This window comes from Streptomyces sp. NPDC049879, from assembly GCF_044461265.1.
In the GTDB taxonomy this organism is placed as follows: Bacteria; Actinomycetota; Actinomycetes; order Streptomycetales; family Streptomycetaceae; genus Streptomyces.
Map to the genome: position 1 here is coordinate 92,095 of NZ_JBITKT010000010.1, position 15,618 is coordinate 107,712.

At 74.4% G+C, this 15,618-nt stretch carries 18 protein-coding genes; 7 read left to right on the forward strand and 11 right to left on the reverse strand.

The window, feature by feature from the left end; genetic code table 11:
- Position 1: 1 nt before the first annotated feature.
- From ACIBPC_RS28320 to ACIBPC_RS28340, 5 genes are all read right to left on the reverse strand, one after another.
- Positions 2-766, reverse strand: a complete 765-nt coding sequence (locus ACIBPC_RS28320) for an ABC transporter permease (RefSeq protein ID WP_398848548.1) — start codon at positions 764-766, stop codon at positions 2-4.
- Position 767: 1 nt separating this feature from the next.
- On the reverse strand, positions 768-1,670 hold the full coding sequence (locus ACIBPC_RS28325; RefSeq protein WP_398848550.1) for an ABC transporter ATP-binding protein: 903 nt from the start codon (positions 1,668-1,670) through the stop codon (positions 768-770).
- Between the two features lie 111 nt (positions 1,671-1,781).
- Positions 1,782-2,687, reverse strand: coding sequence for an NADP-dependent oxidoreductase (locus ACIBPC_RS28330; protein WP_398848552.1), 906 nt, complete (start codon positions 2,685-2,687; stop codon positions 1,782-1,784).
- Positions 2,688-2,804: 117 nt separating this feature from the next.
- The gene (locus ACIBPC_RS28335) at positions 2,805-3,371 is read right to left on the reverse strand and encodes a hypothetical protein (RefSeq protein ID WP_398848554.1); all 567 of its coding nucleotides are present in this window, start codon (positions 3,369-3,371) and stop codon (positions 2,805-2,807) included.
- Between the two features lie 215 nt (positions 3,372-3,586).
- A complete protein-coding gene (locus ACIBPC_RS28340) occupies positions 3,587-4,336 on the reverse strand; it encodes a GNAT family N-acetyltransferase (RefSeq protein WP_398848556.1) in 750 nt (249 codons plus the stop codon).
- 413 nt (positions 4,337-4,749) lie between these two features.
- Here ACIBPC_RS28340 and ACIBPC_RS28345 point away from each other — a divergent pair, with 413 nt between their 5' ends.
- Positions 4,750-5,109 carry a helix-turn-helix transcriptional regulator gene (locus tag ACIBPC_RS28345; RefSeq protein ID WP_362964171.1) on the forward strand — a complete coding sequence of 120 codons (360 nt, stop codon included), beginning with the start codon at positions 4,750-4,752 and terminating at the stop codon, positions 5,107-5,109.
- Here the strand turns inward: ACIBPC_RS28345 and ACIBPC_RS28350 are convergent.
- The 3 genes from ACIBPC_RS28350 to ACIBPC_RS28360 all read right to left on the reverse strand — a co-directional run bounded on the left by ACIBPC_RS28350 (position 5,093) and on the right by ACIBPC_RS28360 (position 7,793).
- Positions 5,093-6,085, reverse strand: a complete 993-nt coding sequence (locus tag ACIBPC_RS28350; RefSeq protein ID WP_398848558.1) for a zinc-dependent alcohol dehydrogenase family protein — start codon at positions 6,083-6,085, stop codon at positions 5,093-5,095. The genes ACIBPC_RS28345 and ACIBPC_RS28350 overlap by 17 nt on opposite strands.
- A 93-nt stretch (positions 6,086-6,178) precedes the next feature.
- A complete protein-coding gene (locus ACIBPC_RS28355) occupies positions 6,179-7,276 on the reverse strand; it encodes an alpha/beta hydrolase family protein (RefSeq protein WP_398848560.1) in 1,098 nt (365 codons plus the stop codon).
- A gap of 94 nt (positions 7,277-7,370) precedes the next feature.
- The gene (locus tag ACIBPC_RS28360) at positions 7,371-7,793 is read right to left on the reverse strand and encodes a hypothetical protein (RefSeq protein WP_398848562.1); all 423 of its coding nucleotides are present in this window, start codon (positions 7,791-7,793) and stop codon (positions 7,371-7,373) included.
- A 114-nt stretch (positions 7,794-7,907) separates the two neighbouring features.
- On the opposite strand from ACIBPC_RS28360, the gene ACIBPC_RS28365 reads away from it, so the two are divergent.
- The 4 genes from ACIBPC_RS28365 to ACIBPC_RS28380 all read left to right on the forward strand — a co-directional run bounded on the left by ACIBPC_RS28365 (position 7,908) and on the right by ACIBPC_RS28380 (position 12,212).
- Positions 7,908-8,534 carry a ScbR family autoregulator-binding transcription factor gene (locus ACIBPC_RS28365; RefSeq protein WP_398848564.1) on the forward strand — a complete coding sequence of 209 codons (627 nt, stop codon included), beginning with the start codon at positions 7,908-7,910 and terminating at the stop codon, positions 8,532-8,534.
- Between the two features lie 215 nt (positions 8,535-8,749).
- Positions 8,750-9,982, forward strand: coding sequence for an MFS transporter (locus ACIBPC_RS28370; RefSeq protein ID WP_398848566.1), 1,233 nt, complete (start codon positions 8,750-8,752; stop codon positions 9,980-9,982).
- Positions 9,983-10,033: 51 nt separating this feature from the next.
- Positions 10,034-10,864, forward strand: coding sequence for an NAD(P)H-binding protein (locus tag ACIBPC_RS28375; RefSeq protein WP_398848567.1), 831 nt, complete (start codon positions 10,034-10,036; stop codon positions 10,862-10,864).
- Positions 10,865-11,036: 172 nt separating this feature from the next.
- The gene (locus ACIBPC_RS28380; protein ID WP_398848569.1) at positions 11,037-12,212 is read left to right on the forward strand and encodes an IS701 family transposase; all 1,176 of its coding nucleotides are present in this window, start codon (positions 11,037-11,039) and stop codon (positions 12,210-12,212) included.
- 12 nt (positions 12,213-12,224) lie between these two features.
- On the opposite strand, the gene ACIBPC_RS28385 is transcribed toward ACIBPC_RS28380, so the two are convergent.
- The gene (locus ACIBPC_RS28385; protein ID WP_398848571.1) at positions 12,225-12,830 is read right to left on the reverse strand and encodes an NAD(P)-dependent oxidoreductase; all 606 of its coding nucleotides are present in this window, start codon (positions 12,828-12,830) and stop codon (positions 12,225-12,227) included.
- 5 nt (positions 12,831-12,835) lie between these two features.
- Positions 12,836-13,756, reverse strand: a complete 921-nt coding sequence (locus ACIBPC_RS28390; protein WP_398848572.1) for an EamA family transporter — start codon at positions 13,754-13,756, stop codon at positions 12,836-12,838.
- Positions 13,757-13,846: 90 nt separating this feature from the next.
- On the opposite strand from ACIBPC_RS28390, the gene ACIBPC_RS28395 reads away from it, so the two are divergent.
- Complete coding sequence (locus tag ACIBPC_RS28395; RefSeq protein ID WP_362964153.1) at positions 13,847-14,350, forward strand: MarR family transcriptional regulator; 504 nt, start codon at positions 13,847-13,849, stop codon at positions 14,348-14,350.
- 11 nt (positions 14,351-14,361) lie between these two features.
- Positions 14,362-14,913, forward strand: coding sequence for a GNAT family N-acetyltransferase (locus tag ACIBPC_RS28400; protein ID WP_398848574.1), 552 nt, complete (start codon positions 14,362-14,364; stop codon positions 14,911-14,913).
- A gap of 137 nt (positions 14,914-15,050) precedes the next feature.
- Here ACIBPC_RS28400 and ACIBPC_RS28405 read toward each other — a convergent pair whose 3' ends face one another.
- Positions 15,051-15,482 carry a hypothetical protein gene (locus tag ACIBPC_RS28405; RefSeq protein ID WP_398848576.1) on the reverse strand — a complete coding sequence of 144 codons (432 nt, stop codon included), beginning with the start codon at positions 15,480-15,482 and terminating at the stop codon, positions 15,051-15,053.
- Positions 15,483-15,618 lie beyond the last annotated feature (136 nt).

Here is a 15,618-nt window from a genome sequence, read left to right on the forward strand (position 1 = left end):
GTCACTCCCACCGGAACCAGCGGACCGCCGCGCCGATCAGCAGCGCCGCCCACAGGCCCGTGACGCCGAGGTGCGCCCAGTCGGGCCAGGCCCCCGTCGCCGCCTGGTCGAGCGCCTGGGCGGCGGCGCCGAGCGGCGTCAGCTCGACGACGGTCCGCAGCGCGTCGGGCATGGTCTGCACGGGCGCCCACACACCGGCGGTGAACATCATCGGGAAGAACACGATCGTGCCGATCGTCTGCGCGATCTTCGTCGTGCGGGAGAGCGCCGAGACCGTCGCGCCGAGCGCGAGACCGGCGAGCGCGGTGACGATCAGCGCGAGCCCGTACCCGGCGAGCTGCTCGGGCAGTGCCACGTCGAACGCGAGCCTGCCGACCGTGATCGCCAGCAGCACCGAGACGAGGATCGCCGCGCCGTGCAGCGCGATCTGCGCGCCGAGCAGGGACCCCGGACCGGCGGGGGTGGTGGACAGGCGGCGCAGGATGCCGCGTTCGCGGTAGCCGGTGAGGACGTTCGGCATGGTCTGCACACCGGCGACGATCACCGACAGCAGCACCGCTATTGGGACGTACAGGTCGATCACGCGGCGGCCGTCCAGCGCCTCGTCCGCCTCCCGGAAGGCCGGGACGAGGCCGAGGATCGTGAGCAGCAGGGCCGGGAAGAGGATGATCCAGAAGAGCGCGCCCGGTTCGCGCAGGAAGAGCCGGGCCTCCGTCCTGAGGACGGAGGACGTGGTGCTGGTGCCGGTGCTGGTGGCGGTGGTCATCTCAGGACTCCTGCGCGGTGAGGTCGAGGAACGCGTCGTCGAGGGTGGCGTCCACGACGCGGAGCCGTTCCGCCGTGACGCGGCGCCCGGCGAGGAGGGAGAGGACGGCGGTCACGGTCTCGTCCGTCCCGCTGATGAGGACGCGGCGGTCCTCCTCCCGCACGGACGCGGCGCCCGGCAGCGCGGCCAGCTCGCGCGCGTCGAGCGGGGCGGAGGGGGTGAACGAGATGAGGGTCGAGCCGTTCGCCCGCCCGATCAGGCCCGCCGGGGTGTCGATCGCGGCGACCCTGCCCTTGTCGAGCACGGCGATCCGGTCGCAGAGGCGCTGCGCCTCCTCCATGAAGTGGGTGACCAGCAGGACGGTGACGCCCGAGTCCCTGACCTCCTCGATCAGCCGCCACGTGTCGCGGCGGGCGCGCGGGTCGAGTCCGGTGGTCAGCTCGTCCAGGACGACGACCCTCGGGTCGCCGACGAGCGCGAGCGCGATGAACAGGCGCTGCTTCTGGCCGCCGCTCAGCTTCCCGAACCGCGCGCCGAGCCGGTCCTCCAGGCCGAGGCGCGCCGCGAGCGGGCGCCAGTCGGCGGGCGCGCGGTAGAAGGAGCTGTACAGCTCCAGCGCCTCGCGCACGGTGAGCTTGGCCTGCAGCTCGCTCTGCTGGAGCTGGGCGCCGAGCAGCTGGGTGACCCGGTCGTGGTCCGCGACCGGGTCGAGCCCCGCGACCCGCACCGTGCCGCCGTCGGGGACGCGCAGCCCCTCGACGCACTCGACGGTGGTGGTCTTGCCCGCGCCGTTGGGGCCGAGGACGCCGAAGATCTCGCCCTCCTCGACCGTGAAGTCCACCCCGTCCACGACCGTCCTGCCCCCGTAGGCCTTCCGCAGGCCTCTGACCTCGATGACTGACATGCCCCGATGCTCGCCCGCGGCGGGGTCGCGGGACATCGCCCATCGCGCTCGAAGGGCCATCAGCCGATCGGCTGATGGCGGGGCCGTCCGTACGGACGGGGGAGCGCGTGCTCAGAAGGCCAGGGCGATCTTCCCCGCCAGGCCGCCGCGCAGGTACCGCTCGTGCGCGGCTACGACCTCCCGCACGCTGTAGGTGCCGTGCAGGCGCAGCTTCAACGCGCCCTCGTCCACGAGCCGCGACAGTTCGGCGAGGCCCGCGCCGTCCTCGCGCACCTGGTGGACGGTCGTGCGGACGCCGCGCGCCGACAGGTCGGGGACGGGGCCCGCCTGGGTCGCGATCGACGCGTACCGGCCGCCGTCGGCCACCGCGCCGGTCACGAAGGCGCCGAACGTGTCGAACACCGCGTCGTACCGCCCCTCCGGCAGCGCGGCGGGATCGGTCGTGACGAACCCGGCGCCGTGCCCGCGCGCGAAGGCGGCCTGCGCCTCCCGGGACACCAGCGCGTCCACCTCCACGCCGCGCGCGCGGGCGATCTGGAGCGCCAGCCCGCCGACCGCGCCCGCCGCGCCCGCGACCAGCAGCCGTTCGCCCGCCGACACCGCCAGCCACTCCAAGGTCTGCCAGGCGGTGAGCCCGGGGAGCGGCAGCGTGGCCGCCTGCGGCAGGCTGACCGACGCGGGCGCGGGGGCGACCGCGCCCGCCGGCAGCGCGACGAGGTCGGCCCAGGTGCCGCGCGCCGAGCCGAGCTGGTGCGACATCGCGATGACACGCGCCCCGGTGTCCAGGCCGCTGTCGCCGCCGTCCACGACGATCCCGGCGAGGTCCCAGCCGAGCGTCAGCGGCAGCGGCGGCGTGCCCTCGCCGATGGCGCCCTCGCGCGTCTTGTCGTCCACGGGGTTGAGGGCCGTCGCGACGGTGCGGACGAGCACCTCACCGGCGGCGGGGACGGGCTCGGGGACGTCGGCGACGCGCAGGACGTCGGGGGTGCCGAAGCGGTCGATCTGTATGGCGCGCACGGAAGATCCTTCTCCGGGGGGCGGTGACAGCGGTCCAACGTGCGCCGACGCCCGCGCCATTCCCCCGCGCCGGGGGGCGGGCGCGCGCCCGCCCCCCGGCCTCACGCGGCCGTGCCGTCAGGACGCCGTGGCGACGGCGAACTCCAGGTCGGTGATGGTGCGTTCGCACTGCCCGCCGGTGGTGCGGGCGGCGCCGATCGCGGCCGTGCCGAGGGTGCCGTCGGGGGCGTCGGCCGTCACCTTGATCCGCACGCGCGCCGTGGCCGACTCGCCGGGCTCCAGCGGGTCGGTGGTGCCGAACCAGTCGTACCAGCCCGTCGCGTCGAGCGGCGTCCAGGCGCCGTCCGCGCGCCACTGGGCGGTGAGCGGCACGTCCGAGCCGTCGGCGGTGTCGTACGCGGTGATGTCCGCGAGGGTGAGCAGGCTGTCCACCGGCTCGTCGTAGGTGTTGGTGACGCGGTAGGTGAACGTCGCCCACTGCCCGGCGACGACCGGCTCGGGGATGTTCACCAGCCGCACGTCCAGCTCGCCGCCGTCGTTCCACCACAGGCAGCCGGAGTCGTCGGCCCCGGGGTGGATCGCACCGGTGGCGGCGGCCGTGGCGGGCGCGGCGCCGAGGAGGGCGGCGGAGAGCAGGGCCGCCGACAGGGCGGCCGTGGCGGTGACGGTACGACGGATGTGCATGTGACCTCTCAGGGTTGTACGGATGAACGGGGTCCTCCGTTCGCCAGTACGACCGTTCACCTGGGCGGCTGGTTGTGCGTTCACCGTGTGCGTCACGGAATGGGCACATCGCACACACGAACGGACTGCCTTGCTCAGGACGGCACTTGCCCGGCCGACGGCACGAAAGGATGTGTTCGTGCGCGCGAACGGCCGGGCAGGCGCCTCCCGTTACGTCAGGCTCCGAGCGACATGTACAGGCGGGTGCCGCCCGGCCGGTAGCCGACCCGCTCGTACACCCGGCGCGAGCCGTCGCCCGAGTACTCCAGCCAGACCGACGCCGCGCCCCGGGCGAACATCGCCCCGGTCAGCGCGGCCGTCACGGCTCCGGCGACGCCCTGGCCGCGGAACGCGGGCCTGGTGCCGACGCCGGCCAGCTCCGACGTCCCCTCCGCCGTCGCCGACGCGGACCCCGCCCCGGCGCAGCCGCCGTCCGGCGTCCGTACGAGGCGGACCGCGCCGCCGTCCGACAGCGTGCGGCGCAGCCTGTCCGCGCCCTCGGCGGACGGTGGGAAGACGCCGCCGAACGCCTCGGACAGCGCCTCGTCCATGGCGGTGAAGTCGGCCTCGGCGGACGGCTCCTCGGCGAGGGGGGCGGCCGGTACGGCGTGGGTGGCCGGGGTGCAGACGAGGTACTCGTGCGCGGCCTCGGTGGTGAACCCGTGGCGCAGCAGCGCCTCTTCGACGGCGGGCGCCGCGTCGGGCGCGAACTCCAGGCGCGGAAGGAGCCCGCGCCCGCGGAACGCGTCGATCAGCGCGCGGACGTCGGCGCCGGTGGGGTCGGCGCCGGGCAGGGGGGTGGCGTAGTTGAGGAACGGGCTGGTGGTCGAGGGGTCGAACCCCGCGACGAATCCGCCGGTCTCGGCCACCTCGGGGCGGCGGCGGAGGTGGGCGACGGCGAAGCGCTGGACGGTGGTGGTGTCCATGGTGATGGTGGTGACCTCACGTGACTGGCGTGACGCGGCACGCGTCCACGGCGCGGCGGCCGGGCGCGTACGGCGAGGGCAGGGGGAGCGGTGCGCGGGCACCGCGACGTGGGGCCGCCGCTGCCGGAGCAGGCGGGCGGACACGGTCCACCCGAGCCGGTACGCCGCCGGGAGGGGGCGTGGACGGCTCAGTGCCGGGGGCGGCCACTGGGGGCAGCCGGGATCACAGGCTTCAGTCCCTGAAGGTGAGGTGTGACGAATGCCGGGGAACCGTCTCACACCCCGGCGGCGCCGGGCAAGCGCTTTTCCGCGCGCCCCGCCCGGACACCCGACGCCACCGTATGTTCGACCGGGGTCGTACGATGGGAAGCGTCCCGTCCGTGCTGTCGCCGTCGCCGACCGAGGAGGTCACCGTGGCCCGTCCCCGCACCGCACCCCGCCGGGTGGACAACCCCGGGCCCGAGCAGTGGTCGCTCCAGGGCGTCCTCGACGCGCTCGCCGACCCGGTGCGGCGCGCCCTCGTCGTCCAACTGGCCGACGCCGGGGACGACATGGCGTGCGGCACGTTCGACGTGCGGGTGTCCGCCTCGACGCTGACGCACCACTTCACCGTGCTGCGCGAGGCCGGTCTCGTCCGGCAGTACTACGTCGGCACCGCCAAGATGAACGCGCTGCGCGGCGACGAGATGGAGGCCCGCTTCCCCGGCCTCCTGTCCGCGCTGCTCGCCGCCGAGCACCGCGAGCGCGACGCCGCCCTCAGTGCCGCACGGTGACGACGACCTTCCCCACCTGCGCGTTCGACTCCAGGTAGCGGTGCGCCTCGGCGATGTCCGCCAGGTCGAAGACGCGGTCGACCACCGGTGCGAACGACCCGTCCGCCAGTCCCGCGTTGACGAACGCGACGGCGCGGGCGAGGCGTCCGGGGTCGGTCGTCACCTCGTGCAGCGTGTAGGTGCGGGTGGTGAGCGCGGGGAGGGACAGGGCGTTCGGCAGCGGCGTGGGGCGCGGGTCGAGCGCGCCGTAGACGATCAGCCGCCCGCCGGGCGCGACGGCGCGGGCGAGCGCCTCGACGCCGGGCCCGGCGACCGCGTCGAACGCCGTGCGCACGCCCCGGCCGCTGGTCAGCTCCTTGACGCGCTCGCTGACGTCCTCCTCGCCGGTGACGACGACGTGCGCCGCGCCCGCGTCCAGCAACCGCTGCCGCTTGGCGGCGGTCCGCGTCGTCGCGACGGGGACGGCGCCGACGCGGCGGGCGGTCTGGATCGCGGCGAGCCCCACGCTGCTCGACGCGGCCGTGATCAGCACGTGGTCGCCGGGGCGCGTGTGCCCGTCCTCGGCGAGCGCGCCGTAGGCGGTGATGTACGCCATCCACGTCGCGGCGGCCGTCCGCGCCGGGACCCCGGCGGGGCGCGGGACGGTGACGGCGGCCGGGACGATCACGTGGTCGCCGTACGTGCCGTAGTCGGTCAGCAGGAAGCCGGGGACCACGCCGACCTCGTCGCCCGGCGCGAAGCCGGTGACGCCGGGGCCGACCGCCTCGACGGCACCGGCCGCCTCGTAGCCGAGGCGCGCGGGGAACACCGGGTCGTAGAGGTAGGTGCCGCGGCGGTACAGCGCCTCGGCCCGGTTGAGGCCGATCGCGTCCACGCGGATGCGCAGCTCGCCCGGCCCCGGCTCGCCCACCTCGACCTCGCGCAGCTCCAGCACCTCGGGGCCGCCGGTCCTGTCGAACATCACTGCTGTGGCCACGGTGTCTCCTGGGTCGCTCGGGCCGGTGCGCTGTTTCGATGATGATCGTACTACGGTCGTGGTCGAAACAGTGCACCGGCCCGCCGGGCGGCGCTACGGCCGGTGGAACGCCACCTCCGGGTAGCGCGCGGACGGCCCGTCCAGCAGCGGCGCGTACCGGCCGCGCAGGTGCCGGTCCACAAAGGCCGTGACGTACGCCCGGGTGATCGCGTCGCAGCGGGCGCCGTCCAGGTCCTGCATCGGGATGCCCAGCTGCGCGGCCAGCGGCGCGACGTCGCTGAACGACAGGTGCTCCATCCCCTCGACGGTCAACCAGCGCTTCCAGCCCGTCAGTTCACCCCACGTCTCGTCCCAGGTCGGGTCCTGGCCGCCCGGCGCGTGGCTCGGCTTGCCGAGCATCAGGACCGGCCGGTCCACCGGGATGTCGTTCGGCCAGCGGAAGTTGCCGTCCATGTTGACCGCCGCCGTCACGCGCCGGTCCGACAGCACGGCCGGGATCGTGCTGAAGCCGCCCGCGGAGTGCCCGACCATCGCGACGCGGCGCGGGTCGATGAGGCGCCCGTACGTGCCGAGTTCGTCCAGCACGAACGACACGTCGGCGGCGCGCACGTTGCCCACCCGCGCGTAGTCCGGGTCGTCGCACACGGCGCAGCCGGTGGTGTGCCCGTCGGGGAACGTGATGCCGTTCGCCTCGTGGTTGTGGCCGATCCCGGCGACGACGTAGCCGCGCGCCGCGAGTTCCTCGGCGAGCCCGGTCAGCGTCGCGCGCGGCATGCCGAAGCCGGGGGAGAGCACGACGAGCGGCCGCCCGCCCCTGGCCCGCAGCGGCTCGGCGCCGGCCGTCGAGTGGGTGACGACGGTGCTCAGCACGCCGGGCGGCAGCGGGATGCCGTCCGCCTCCAGGTACATGCGGGACTCCTCGGCCGTCATGTATGGCGACGGCGTGTCCGACGGCGCGGCCGCCGGGTACCAGAGGGAGACCATCAACTCCCGCCGCTCGCCCGGCACCCAGGGATCGGCGCGGTCCTCGTCCGTCAGGTGCAGCGTGACCATGCCGATCGCGTGGTCACCGCCCGGCTCCGGCAGCCGCGGCGCGTCCGCCCCCGCCTCCCCCGCCGCGGCGGGCGCCGTGAACAGCGCGCACGTCATCAGCGCCGCCCCCACGGCACCGGCCAGTCGTCCGAGTCTCATGGATGTCCTTCCGTCGAGCCACGTCACTGCACCCGACGCTAGGCAGGCGCACGACCGTCGACATCCCGCCACGGGTGACAACCGGCCCGCCCGCCTACACCCCCCGGTGACGCCCCCCGGACGTACCCCCGCCCGCCCACTCCTCCCACGCGTCACGCGGCCGACCGGCGCGCGCCCGCACCTCCGCCTCGTCCACCCCGAGCGCGGCGGCCAGGTGCCGCACCTGCCCTGGCCCGGCGGCGTACTCCCTCAGCACGGCGTCCACCACCGCCCGGACACGCGGCGGCAGCCGGTCGAGCCCCCGCACGGCCGCCACCCAGTCCCCGGGCACGGGCGCCCCGCCCCCGGGGTCCCGCGTGTTCCGCCCGGTCCTGAGCATGCCCAGCGCCCAGAAGCAGCTGTCGAGCAGCTCGGCCATCACGACGGCGTCCGGCCCCAACGCCTCCACCTCCGCCGCGGTGAGCACCAACCGCACCTCCCCGCCGCCCCCTTCGCCCGCCCGGAACTCAGCGCCCACGTGCCCCACCCCTTCCGATCCTTGCCCGCCCGGTCCGTACGCGGACGGCGGGCGGGACCGTGTCTCGTATAGCGTCGCCGGTGACATCCCCGTCACCTGATGGAGGCCCGGCGCATGCAGGAGCGCGCGCAGCAGACCCGTGAGCGACTGCTGATCTCGGCCGCGGAGGTCTTCGACGAGTACGGGTACGCCGGGGCCAGCATCGCGAAGATCGTCGAGCGGTCGGCCTCCACGAGCGGCGCGATCTACTTCCACTTCGGCTCGAAGGAGAAGCTCGCGCGTGAGGTGATGGACCACCAGCCCGAGACGGTCATGCCGTTCGTCGGGTCGCGGGGCGTGCAGCGGGTGGTCGACGTCTGCCTGGTCTGGGCGCGGCAGCTCCAGTCGGATCCCGTGCTGCGCGCCGGGGTCCGACTGGCCGTCGAACAGAGCGCGTTCGGCGGTCGTGACGCCGCCTCCTTCCTGACCTGGGTCGAGATCATCCGGCAGTCGCTGCAGGACGCGGCGGAGGCGGGGGAGTTGCTCGACGGGGTGGTCCCCGAGGACGTCGCCGAGTACGTCGTCGGGGCGAGCACGGGCGTGCAGATCCTCTCCGACCTGGTCAGCGGGCGCCGCGACCTGCCCGAGCGGGTGGCGCGGATGTGGCGCTACCTGCTCCCCGTCGTCGTACGGGCCGAACTGCTCCCCGCCATCCGCCTGGACATCGAGTCGCCGCGGCCGGAGGGCCCCGGCGGCGTCTGAGCCGTCCCGCCCGCGAGCGGCCGCCGGTCCGCGGACGTCAGGAAGTCCCACGACGTCTCTTGGCCCGCCGCCGGACCGGCCCCGAAGCTGTCCGGGGCGAGGGTCGGGGGACCGGACGCACACCTTCCCGTCGGCGTCGGCGTCGCCGCCGCCGGGCGGTCCCGTCCCCGTCCCCCGTCCCCGTCGACGTTTCAGCATCAGAGGAGGGGCCCGTCATGGCCATCGACATCCCGCCGGGAGCCGGCCGGAGCCGGAGCACGTACGCGCTGGCCGCGCTCGGACTCGGCGCGTTCGCGATCGGCACCGCGGAACTCGTCGTCGTCGGCGTGCTCAGCCTGATCGCCGGCGACCTGGACGTCTCCGAGGGCACCGCCGGTCTCCTGGTGACCGCCTACGCGCTCGGCATCTCCCTCGGCGGCCCGCTCATGACCGCGGCGACGATCCGGCTGCCCCGGCGCCTCCTGCTGTGGCTCGCGCTCGCGGTGTTCGTGCTGGGCAACCTGTCCGCCGTGTTCGCCGGGGCCTTCGGGATGCTGCTCGTCGCCCGGGTCGTCACCGGCGCGGTCCACGGGCTGTTCATCGGCGTCGCGTCCGCGGTGGCCGCCGGGCTCGTGCCCGCCGAACGGCGCGGCCAGGCCGTCTCCATGGTGTTCGGCGGCATCGCGGTGTCCACCGTGGTGGGGGTGCCGCTCGGCACGCTGATCGGGCAGAGCGCCGGCTGGCAGGCCGCCTTCGCCGGGGTCGTCGTGCTCGGTGCCCTCGCCCTGGTCGCGACCCTCGCGGCGGTCCCGCCGGTGGGCGGCAGCGGCTCGGGCGGGCTCGGCGCGCAGGCGCGGTACGCCTTCGCGCCACCGGTGCTCGCGATGCTCGCCACCGGACTGCTCCTCATGGGCGGCCAGTTCACCGCGTTCACGTTCCTCGCCCCGCTGCTTGAGGACGTCACCGGCGTCTCCGGCGGCACGATCAGCGGCTTCCTGCTGGTCTTCGGGGTGGCGAGCGCGGTGGGCACCTTCCTCGGCGGCAGGTTCGCCGACAGGAACGCCGACGCCACGCTGCTCGTCGGCAACGCCGTGCTGGTGCTCGCTCTCGGCGCGCTGTACCTGGTCGGCCCGCACCCGGTGCCGGCCGCCCTGGCGCTCGCGGGCTGGGGGCTCGTCGGCTTCGGCGTCGTGCCCGCGCTGCAGCTGCGGGTGATCTCCCTCGCCGGGCCCGGCGGCGACCTCGCCGCCACCCTGGGGGCCTCCGCCGTCAACGCCGGCATCGCGGCAGGCGCCGCCGTCGGCGGCTGGGCCGTGAGCGCGTACGGGGTGGAGAACGTGCCCCTGGTTGCGCTCGTCATCTGCCTCGTCGCCCTGCCCGCCACCTGGTTCACGCGTCACCTCAAGGCGCCGGCGACCGGCGAGCCCGCGCCGCGGCCGGGCGCTGCCCCGGTGCCGACGGGCGGCTGAGGACAGCGGCTATGGCTGTCCGGAAACACACATCGATCACAAGGAGTTGACATGATTCTGGTGACAGGCTCGACCGGTCACGTGGGACGGGAACTGGTCGCGCGGTGCGCCGAGGCCGGGCGGCCCGTGCGCGCGCTGGTCAGGAAGGCGCCCGCGGACGCCCTCCCGGACTCCGTCGAGGCGGTCGTCGGCGACCTGGACCGCCCCGAGTTGCTCCGCCCGGCGCTCGCGGGTGTGCGCGGCGTCTTCCTGCTGCCGGGCTACGCGGACATGCCGGGCGTGCTCGCCGAGATCGGCCGGGCCGGTGTCGGGCACGTCGTCCTGCTGTCCAGCGTCGCGGCGGCGGACGGCGTCATGGAGAACGCCATCACCCGGATGATGATCGAGTCCGAGACCGCGGTGCGCGGATCGGGCGTGCCCTGGACGATCCTGCGGCCCAGCGGGTTCATGTCCAACACCTTCCAGTGGGCGGGCGGGCTGGCCGTGTCGGACGTCGTGGAGGCGGAGTTCCCCGACGTGCCGGTGGCGATGATCGATCCGTACGACATCGCGGCCGTCGCCGCCCATGTGCTGCTCGACGAGGCACACTTCGGGCTCACCCACGCCCTCAGCGGGCCCGAGCCGCTGCGCCCGGCGGACCGGGTGGACATCCTTGCCAGGACCCTCGGCCGGGACCTCCGCTTCCGGGGCCTGTCCGACGAGGAGGCCAGGGCCCGTATGGAGGGCGCGGTGCCGCCGCAGTACATCGACGCCTTCTTCCGCTACTACGCGGACGGTGAGCTGGACGACTCGATCGTGCGGCCCACCGTGCGCGACCTGCTGGGACGGGCGCCGCGCACCTTCCAGCAGTGGGCGACCGCGCACGCGGCCGCGTTCAGCTGACGGCATGACCGGAAGGTCTTCCGCGGCGGGGACGGCGGCCCCGAAAACAAAAAGAACGTTCGCTATGTTTTTGGCGCCGGTCCGGCTATCGTCGGGGGCAGAGGCCGGACCACGCGGGCTCCCCGGAGCGGGGATCGCCGCTGTGGCGCCGATGGGGAGGACGGGGCGCACCGTGTCCGCAGCAGACCTTCAGCCGTTCCAGCCGTTTCAGCCGTCTCGATTGCCCCGGCCGCTTCCCGCCGCCGCCGTACCGGGCGGCACCGGCGAGGTGCTCTCGGCGCTGCGCTCCCTCCCCCGCAGCGATCAGCGGCGGTGGGGGGAGCTGTACGTACGCGGGCTGCTCGCCGTCCGCGAGAAGAAGACCATGCGCGCGCTCGCCCAGGGCGCGGGCAGCGGCGCTGAGCAGAGCCTCTACCAGTTCATCAGCAGGTCACCGTGGCACGACGCTCCGGTACGCGGTGACCTGGCCCGGCTGCTCGACGAGCGCGCCCGGCCCCGCGCCTGGGTGGTGCAGCCCCTGGTGATCCCGAAGGTGGGCCGGCACTCCGTCGGCGTGGAGCGCCAGTGGGTCCCCCAGGCCGGGCGGACCGTCAACTGCCAGAAGGCGGCGAGCGTCTGGCTGGTCTGGGACCGGGGCAGCTGCCCCGTGGAGTGGCAACTGGCGCTGCCCGAGTGCTGGACGGACCGGATGGACCTGCGCCGCCGCGCGTCGATCCCCCCGCACGTCGGGCCCCTCCCGGTCGAGCAGTGCGCGGTCGACTCGGTGAGCACGATGGCCCGGGAGTGGGGCCTGCGGGGCGGGCCGGTGCTGATGGACCTGCGGGAGACGGCGCCCGAGCCGGTCTGCGCGGACCTCGTGGCACGCCGCATCCCGTTCGTCGTGCGCGTCCATCCGTCCTCCCTCGCGGCGGCGCTGCCGGGCCCGGCCGAGCTGCTGCCCCGGCTCCACGGGCGGCGCGTGCCGGTGGAGTGGTTCGACCACGCGACCGGGACCATGCGCGCCACCGCGGTGGGCGCCGCGCCCGTCGCCCTGTGCGGGGTTTCCGCCCGCACAGGGCCGCCGGTGCGGCTCGACCTCGTGCTGCTCGCGGCCTGGGCCGCTCCCGGCCCGCGGACCCCGAGCGCGTACTGGCTCTCCAACCTCGCGCGGGCACCGCTCGGCAGCGTGTACCGCACCGCGATGCTCCGGCGGCGCGTGGAACGCGATCTGGCGGAGGTCGGCGACGGCCTCGGCGTGCGCGACTTCGAGGGCCGCTCGTACCGCGGCTGGCACCACCACATGACGATGGTGTCCCTCGCACACGCCGTGACCGCGCTGTCGCCGCGCCGCGCCGAGGACGCGGCGTGACGACCGGCCGGTTCAGGTGTGGCCCACCGTGATGCGGGTGCGGTGGTGCCGGGGGGTCTCGGCCTCGTCGAGCAGGGCCACCGCCATGTCCTCCATCGACAGGGACGAGCCGCCCGCCGCGTCCACGAGGAGTTCGTCCTTACCGACGGTGTAGCGGCCCGTGCGCACGCCGGGCGCGAAGTGCGCGGACGGGCTGACGTACAGCCAGTCCACGTCGTCCGGCGCGTCCGCGAAGGCGGCGAAGTGCGCGTTGCTCGCCAGGGCGATGGTCCGCCACTGCGGCGGGACGAAGCGCGGGTCGTCCACCGCGAGGCGTCCGTCCGTGCCCGGGACCGTCAGGCTGCCCGCGCCGCCGACGACCAGCAGGCGTACGCCCGTTCCTGTCATACCGTCGAGCAACGCGCGGGCGGCCGCCGCGTGTTGGTCCTCCGCGTCGGGGGCCGGGCGGGTGGCGGAGACGACGACGTCCTGCCCCGCCGCGAGGCGCGCGACGGTGGCCGGGTCGGTCGCGTCGCCGTCGCGGCGCGTGGCGGCGGTGACGTCGTGGCGGCGGCGCAGGGCCTCGGCGACGACGCGGCTGCCGGTCTCGCCCGACGCGCCGATGACGGTGATACGCACGGGGGTCACCGCGCCTTTCCGGTACGCGGCTCGTACTGCGCGGCGGCGACGGACGCCATCGCGACGGAGAAGCCGACGAGTTGCAGGGGAGTGAGCGACTGGTCGAGGGCGAGCCAGCCGAGGAGCGTCGCGACGGCGGGCGAGAGCAGCGGCAGGAACGACAGCGCCCCCACCGGCAGCCGGCCCACCCCGTTGAACCACAGCGCGTACGCCAGCAGCGTCCCCACCAGGCTCAGCCATGCGTAACCGCCCAGCGCGGGCAGGTCGATGGACGGCGGCGCGCCCTCGCCGATCAGCGCCACCGGCACCAGCAGCAGGCCGCCCGCCGTCAACTGCCAGCCGGTGAACGACAGGACACCGACCCCCTCGGGGCGGCCCCACCGCTTCGTCAGCAGGACGCCGACCGCCATCACTGCCGTGCCGCCGAGCCCCGCGGCCACGCCCAGCGCGTCGAACGCGACCTGCCCGCGCAGCACCATCAGCGCCACCCCCGCCGTGCCCGCGACGGCCGCGACGAGGCGGCGGCGGGTGGTCCGTTCGCCGAGGAACGCGAAGGCCAGCGCCGCGACGATCAGCGGCTGCACGGCGCTCAGCGTCGCGCCGACGCCGCCGGGGAGGCGGTAGGCGGCGAGGAAGAGGAGGACGAAGAAGGCGCCGATGTTGAGCGTCCCGAGGACGGCGGCCCGCCACCACCAGTCGCCGCGCGGCAGCCGGCGGCCGAGCGCGAGGGCGAGCAGCCCGGCGGGCAGGGCCCGTATCGCGCCGGAGAGGAGGGGGCGTTCGGGCGGGAGCCACTCGGTGGTGACGAGGTAGGTCGTGCCCCAGGTGACGGGGGCGAGGGCGGTGAGGCCGGTGACGCCCAGGGTGGAGGAGGAGGCGGACGGGGTGGCGCGGACGGGACGGGCGGGGGCGGTGATGGCGGCCACGGCGACCTCTCAACGTTGAACTGTTTGACGTTGAGGAGACTAGATCACGTGATAGCTTCACGTCAAACAGTTCAACGTTGAGGAGTCAGGGTGGACGACGCGCTCGACTGGATGATCGGCCAGTGGCGGGCCGAGCGGCCCGACCTCGACGCCTCGCCGATGGGCGTGGTCGGCCGCCTGCAACGCGCCTCCCGCCTGCTCGAACGCGGCCTCGCCGACCACTTCGCCCCGCACGGGATCCAGCGCTGGGAGTTCGACCTGCTCGCCACGCTGCTCCGCGCGGGACCCCCCTACCGCCTCAGCGCGGGCGCGCTCGGCCGCGCCGCCATGGTCACGTCGGGCGCGGTCACCAACCGCGTGGACCGCCTCGCCGCCCGCGGCTTCGTCACCCGCGAACCCGACCCGGCCAGCCGCCGCAGCATCCTCGTCGCCCTCACCGACGAGGGGCGCGCCACCATCGGCGCCATGCTGGAGGGCCACTTCGCGAACGAGATCCGCCTCCTCGCCGCCCTCACCCCCGCCGAACGCGACCAGCTCGCCGGCCTCCTGCGCAAGCTGCTCCTCGGCCTCGGCGACCTGCCGCCCGCACAGTAGGCTCACCTTTCATGCCCGAACTTCTCACCCCCCGCCTGCTCCTGCGCGAATGGCGGGACGACGACCTCACCCCGCTCGCCGCCATCGACGCCGACCCCGAGGTCATGCGCCACATCGGCGACGGCTCACCCCGTACGCGCGAGCAGACCGTCACGTCCCTGGTGAACATGCGGCTCGGCTGGCGGGAGCGCCCCTGGGGTATTTTCGCCGTCGAACTGCGCGACACCGGTGAACTCGCGGGCTGGACCGGCTTCGCCACCCCCCGCTTCCTGCCCGAGATCCTGCCCGCCGTCGAGATCGGCTGGCGCCTCGCCCGCGCCCACTGGGGCCGCGGCATCGCCACCGAGGCCGCCGCGGCGGCGCTGCGCTTCGGCTTCCACGACGCCGGACTCGACCGCGTCGTCAGCATCTGCCACGCCGACAACCACGGCTCCGCCCGCGTGATGGCGAAGCTGGGCATGCACGTGGACCGCCGCACGACAGTCCCCGCCACCGGCGCACCGGTGATCGTCCAGGCACTCACACGCGCCGACCACGAGACGCACACCACCCCCGAAGCCTGACCCCCGCCGCCCGGGGACGAGCGGGCCGCGTCCCTGGGGCGCGCATGCCGAAGGCCCCCGTGGTGTGCGGGGGCTTCCGGGGGAGGGGTGGAGTGGCCGCCGTGCGGGGGCGGCTTCGTGGAGGGTGCTCTCCCGTCCTACGAGGCGTCCTCGACGAAGTAATTGCTGCATGTCCAGCTCAGAATGACCCCGTTGCTGTGTTGGCCGAGGCAGACCTCGTAATTGATCCAGCCGTTTTCGGGGATATCCATGTTGTGGTCGATGCGGGTGCCCGCGCCGTGGTAATTCCACGCGAGGCCGGCCAGGCCGGAGACGTCCGAGCGGTAGTAGCGCGCGACGGCCGACCATCCGTCGGCGACGTTGTCCCAGACGTACAGGTGGTCGCCGTTCTTCACGAAGGAGGCCGAGCCGTGGCAGGGGTCGAGGCTCACGCCGGTTGTGCAAAGGTCTCCCACGTGGAAACCGCTGTTCTGCCATTTGTCGGCGGCCTGGGCCGGATTGCCCATCGTGAGTGTCACAAGGGTCGCAGACGCGACGGCGGCGGCCCGGAGAATCGTTCTCGACTTCATCTCTTGTTCTCTTTCCACGAAGGCGAAGTGGTTCGTCGGAGGGAACAGTGGCGAGCGGAAGATGTGCCTCGGGAGAGCAGTCGAACGTGAACAGCAAAGCGGAAGGCCCTCGATCAGTTGGGCCTGGCGTGTGAAA